We start from the raw sequence: 4638 nt of genomic DNA, 5'->3' as shown, positions 1-4638 counted from the left end.
CAACTGTAAACAATTTCCATTATGCATCTCATGATGAGCTGAAACAGCATCTGCATGCCTATCTAATGGCTTATACCTTCACTAAACGACTTAAAGCCATCAAAGGCAAAACTCCTTGGCAATTTATTCTAAATCAGTGGATAATTCATCCAGAATATTTTACAATTAATCCTAACCATTTCTTGGCGGGACTAAACACCTATGTTAGGATGGGATGATTCATGGTACTGTGTATTTGTCTGAAAACACTTCCTAACAAAACCACTGGTCGCTATGATATTTTGCATTATGTTTAGCGTTATGGAACCCCATCTTCTAGTTAAAAAGAGAGTTTGTGGTGTTCTAGCCACGCTAAGGACACCCGAAAATAGATCAATACTATTTTTTGAATTTTTAGAACGGATGCTCTGGACCACTCTTTTCCGCCGAATTACGGAGAGTAGAACAATATGGATCGCCAATTTATTCTCGGATAGACAATATAATCGGGTAACAATTGCTGCAAAAACTTATTGTGCTTATTGTCCATTCCGATTGTGACTGGCTTATGATAGATGCCAACCCCATCAAAGTCCCCCTCCTCACGGAGCAAAAGCACGAGGTGCAAACCAAAAAGCAAACCGTTTAAAAAGAAGCGTAACACCACCATACACATGGCCGTGGGTGCGTTTAGTATACATGTCCGAATCGAGTCTTACAGATGCTACCTTAGCCGATTGCACACACTTCAAACCTCATCCCAGGCATAGGATAAATTAAGCGACTGAACATGGTATGATTGCGATAATTTCAGTAGAAAAACGCAGAATTAAAGAAAATTATAAACAAAATTTCTAAGCACTATATCATTTGATTGAAAATGCCTTTCTTTATCTCAAACAATGGCACGGAATTACCAAACGCTATGCCAAATGCGGGTGCTATTCATCTTTAATGTCGCGTCCTCTGGATTAAAATCTCGTGCCTAAACTGGCTAAAATAATTTAAACCTCTTTTTCCGAGTATGCCTATTAGAACCCATTATTCTTGTGACTGGATAATAGACAATTAAATCTATATTTATAAAGATTGAAACAATGCGTCACGCCAAAACATATCTTCTCATTAAAAATTTAGAAAGAAGCGTGTCGTTTATCCTGTTCCTGAAAAATTAGACGTACCCGTACATTGCCGCCCAAACTAGGTATAAAAACAATTTGTTCCTCTCGAGATAAAGGGACATAAACATTGTGAACTAAAAATTGTTTTACTATAATGGAACGTTTAGATGAATCGAAAATAGTGTTTATTGTAGGCCTTAATTTTACAAATTCTCGATGGTTAGCCAAATTTTTAAATATCTCTTTCTCTAGTCTTGTCTGTAAATACGGCTCAGTATACCGCTCCATAAGCTTTAGTGTCATATCAATAAAATTTTTTTTTGAACTTTTTTCTGAAAATATTGTATTAAAATCCTCCTCAATATCAAAAAAATATGATGGCTTAAGAAATTTTCCAAGCTTTGAGCGAACCTCTTTTCCGATGGCCGTCAATAGATTATAGGAAGGGGGTTGTAACAAAGACTCTTTTGTGACACGATCTATACACTCCACAAGCGCATCATAAAAACAGGCCCGGTTTTGTGGAAAAATATATGGCACCATCTCTGAGATTCGTTTGCGTAATTTAAAATGTCCTACATCAGAAAGCTTCCCACTTTTTTTTAACGCTTTATAACAAGGGGAGATATGAAATTCCATCATTTCTCGAATTCCTCCTGAAACTCCCAAAGACACAATTCCCATGGAAACAACCATAAATTTTACAAAAAAAGCTATCATTGATAATACCTATATAACTCACAACTATAAAAATTGTAAAATATTTGGGTAGTTTATCAAGGTTTTTACTATTTAAGAAAAATTATTTAAATTGCGTCATTTACGGGGATATCTTTAAGAGTACGCGACATAACCTAGTTCGAGCTTCTACAACAGAAGTAATCATCGGATACTGAGGTTCACGAGTTATAAAAAAACTCTCTTCTAAACTACCAAGCAATACTAGCCTGCTTCAATATTTCATCGAAAAGGAAAACATCTTTCTTCAGCGGGGGAGGGTAAACGCACCCGAAAATTACCTCCTAGCTTGGTTATAAAAATTATTTTTTCCTCTTGAGACAAAGGAATTTGAACTCCGTCTATCGTAAGCTTTTTCGTAATAATGCATCGCTTAGAACAATTAAATATCTTGTTTATTGAAAGTTTTAATCTTGAAAAATTTTGGTGTTCTGCTAAATTTTTAAATATTTTTTGTTCTAATTTTTCCTGTAAATCTGGATCAGTGTATCGACTCATAAGAACCTTGGTCATTTCAATAAAACTTTCTGTTGAAGAATTTTTTGAAAGTAACGCTTCAAAATTTGTGCTCAGATTAAAAAAATATCCTTGCTCTAGAGAACATTCTAACAATGGACGCGCTTTCTTTTCAATGGTATTCAATAACTCGTAAGAAGTATCCTGTTTCGAACTTTCTTTTTTTACATTTTCTATACATTCAACAAGCTCATTATAAAAAGAAAACCTTTTATTTGACAGAATATAAGGTACCATCTCTGCTATCCAGGCGCATAATGTATCGCAATCTATCTGAGAAATTTTTCCACTTTTTTTTAATTCTTTATAACAGGATGAAGTATCAAATTGCATTAACTTTTGAACCCCTCCTGAAACTCCCAAAGACGGAATGAGCATGGAAAAAAATATATATTTTAAGCAAAAAATCTTCACTTTTTTTAAAAACAAAAATAATTAAAAAATCTTAGAATATTTTCGTACTTGTTACACTCTTTTTGTAAAGTAAAAAAAAATATTTAGACTGTGTTGTAAAACGCACACTATAATTTGAAAAAATATATTAAACTTTGTTAAAATTCTTCGCAAACATTTGATAAGTTTTTCACTAGAATCTTACATAGTAAATTTAGCTTGAAAATGAAATTGTCAAAAAGATCATAGAGATGGTAAAAGTATCATACAGGCTAAAATTAAATAAAAGCGTAATAGAATACATAAACTTAGGGAATAATTAAAATAAAAGCGTTAAGTAGAAAGTAGGTAAGCTACCAAACAGAAGAAGTCATTAAGCTTAAAAGTACGATTAGGAAGAAAAGGAAGCATAGACAAATCAGCTAAAAATTTATATTGAAAATAACGAAGATAAAGCATGACAAAAGATCACTAGGCTATTGGATGCAAGAGGTATTGCCCCTGTCTATAAAAGGTTTAAAATATTAGGCTTTAGTGATCACAACACTTTACCTCTGGGGAGGCGCGTGAAAAAATACATATTTAGAATCTGTATTCATGAATAAAAGGAGGGAGTATAGGGAAGCTTGGAGGCAATAAGAACACGTAATCCAAGGGGTTTAACAGATCATGAATAAGCGCTCATTAAGGGTCATTTTGAATGGGACAAGTAGGTAATAGAATTAATCGAGTATTTTACATAATAAAGAGCGGCTGCCCATGGCGAATGCTTCCTAAAGATTTTCCGCCATACTCTACGGTACAGTCGTTTTATCGAAGCTTCAGGATAAAAAGAATATGGAAAAAAGTACTAGTAACGCTTGTCAAGATAATTCGGATAAAAGCTGGTGAAAGTAAAAACCCGAGCTACCGCAGCATTGATTCACACGGTGTCAAAACTACCAAAGCTTGTGAACAACGAAGAATTAACGGAGGAAAAAAAAATAAAGGAACCTAAATACCATAGTGTTGTGGATAAAAAAAGCAATCTAGTACACGGTCACGGCCACCTCATAAAAAATTTTGTTGCAAAATACAGAAAAGTATGTCGTCACTCCAGCCCCCTCATTTTTCTGAACCTCTTGATTGATTGTCCTGGCACATGAGCTTGTTCAGAGCTATATTCCTGCTTATTGCCTACCGTGGCGAGCGTTTTCCTTCCGTATTCTCCTTTGATCCTCACCAAATGACCTCTGTACTAGCCAATGTAAGGCCCAATGACCTCTAATATATGAGAGCATTGTTTCAAGAGTGGCTTCTAAAGAAGATATACCGCACTGCACTAGAACACTTGCCGTTTATCTCAGGAATCGATTCTATTCGCGCCATGCTTTTAATGGAAAGCCCATTAGGAGTATTTAAGATGAGCCATTGACTATCCTGACTTACCGAGCATTTTCTAACTTCAACCTTAGCGTGCCCCTTATCATAATTTGAGCAATATTTAATCTTTTCTAATGGTGCTTTTTCAAAATATCGCGTCACATCATCTAAAAGATTTCCCTCATTACCTTTGAGAGAGAATATATAATTTTCTCCTTTACCCATGATTTTTAGTGACAATAGATCTTCTACGATTCAGCCAATCCAATACCTTAGGGAGTACTGTGATCTCCTTGCTTTTATCTATTCCCTTGGCCTAGCCTCTTTAGCAAAAGCGCGTATCTTATGTAACATCTCAACTGCGCCTTGATACCTTTCCATCGATTGCTATAATATTGCCGGGCTATTTTTACTTATGACCCAGGGAGAAAACAGATCTTGAAACTCAACATTTTGCCATCCCTCAGCCCCGCATAGCGCTGCGCACAAAGCCTCTAAGAATACCTCATACATCCCATGCACCCTATTC

At 35.3% G+C, this 4638-nt stretch carries 4 protein-coding genes and 1 pseudogene; 2 read left to right on the top strand and 3 right to left on the bottom strand.

Going from position 1 to position 4638, the window contains the following annotated elements; all coding sequences use genetic code 11:
• A pseudogene (locus HCUR_RS08855) lies at positions 1-218 on the top strand (IS481 family transposase); the annotation flags it as partial.
• 894 nt (positions 219-1112) lie between these two features.
• Here HCUR_RS08855 and HCUR_RS06955 read toward each other — a convergent pair.
• Together HCUR_RS06955 and HCUR_RS06950 are read right to left on the bottom strand one after the other, a co-directional pair.
• Positions 1113-1820 carry a hypothetical protein gene (locus HCUR_RS06955; protein ID WP_129591973.1) on the bottom strand — a complete coding sequence of 236 codons (708 nt, stop codon included), beginning with the start codon at positions 1818-1820 and terminating at the stop codon, positions 1113-1115.
• A 240-nt stretch (positions 1821-2060) separates the two neighbouring features.
• Positions 2061-2768, bottom strand: a complete 708-nt coding sequence (locus HCUR_RS06950) for a hypothetical protein (RefSeq protein WP_129591972.1) — start codon at positions 2766-2768, stop codon at positions 2061-2063.
• 679 nt (positions 2769-3447) lie between these two features.
• On the opposite strand from HCUR_RS06950, the gene HCUR_RS06945 reads away from it, so the two are divergent.
• Positions 3448-3744, top strand: coding sequence for a transposase (locus HCUR_RS06945; protein ID WP_104207362.1), 297 nt, complete (start codon positions 3448-3450; stop codon positions 3742-3744).
• Positions 3745-4031: 287 nt separating this feature from the next.
• Here the strand turns inward: HCUR_RS06945 and HCUR_RS06940 are convergent, their stop codons facing one another.
• Positions 4032-4334 (bottom strand): hypothetical protein, encoded by a 303-nt coding sequence (locus HCUR_RS06940; protein WP_104207361.1) that lies wholly within the window; start codon positions 4332-4334, stop codon positions 4032-4034.
• Positions 4335-4638: the final 304 nt, after the last annotated feature.

It is taken from the genome of Holospora curviuscula, assembly GCF_002930195.1.
GTDB classification, from domain to species: Bacteria; Pseudomonadota; Alphaproteobacteria; order Holosporales; family Holosporaceae; genus Holospora; species Holospora curviuscula.
Note: the sequence above shows the minus strand (reverse complement) of the source record. Positions and strands in the feature narration are given on the sequence as shown.

Coding starts and splice junctions, on each gene's coding strand:
- HCUR_RS06945 (WP_104207362.1), top strand. CDS start 3,448: ATGGGACAAGTAGGTAATAGAATTAATCGAGTATTTTACATAATAAAG.
- HCUR_RS06940 (WP_104207361.1), bottom strand. CDS start 4,334: ATGGGTAAAGGAGAAAATTATATATTCTCTCTCAAAGGTAATGAGGGA.
- HCUR_RS06955 (WP_129591973.1), bottom strand. CDS start 1,820: ATGATAGCTTTTTTTGTAAAATTTATGGTTGTTTCCATGGGAATTGTG.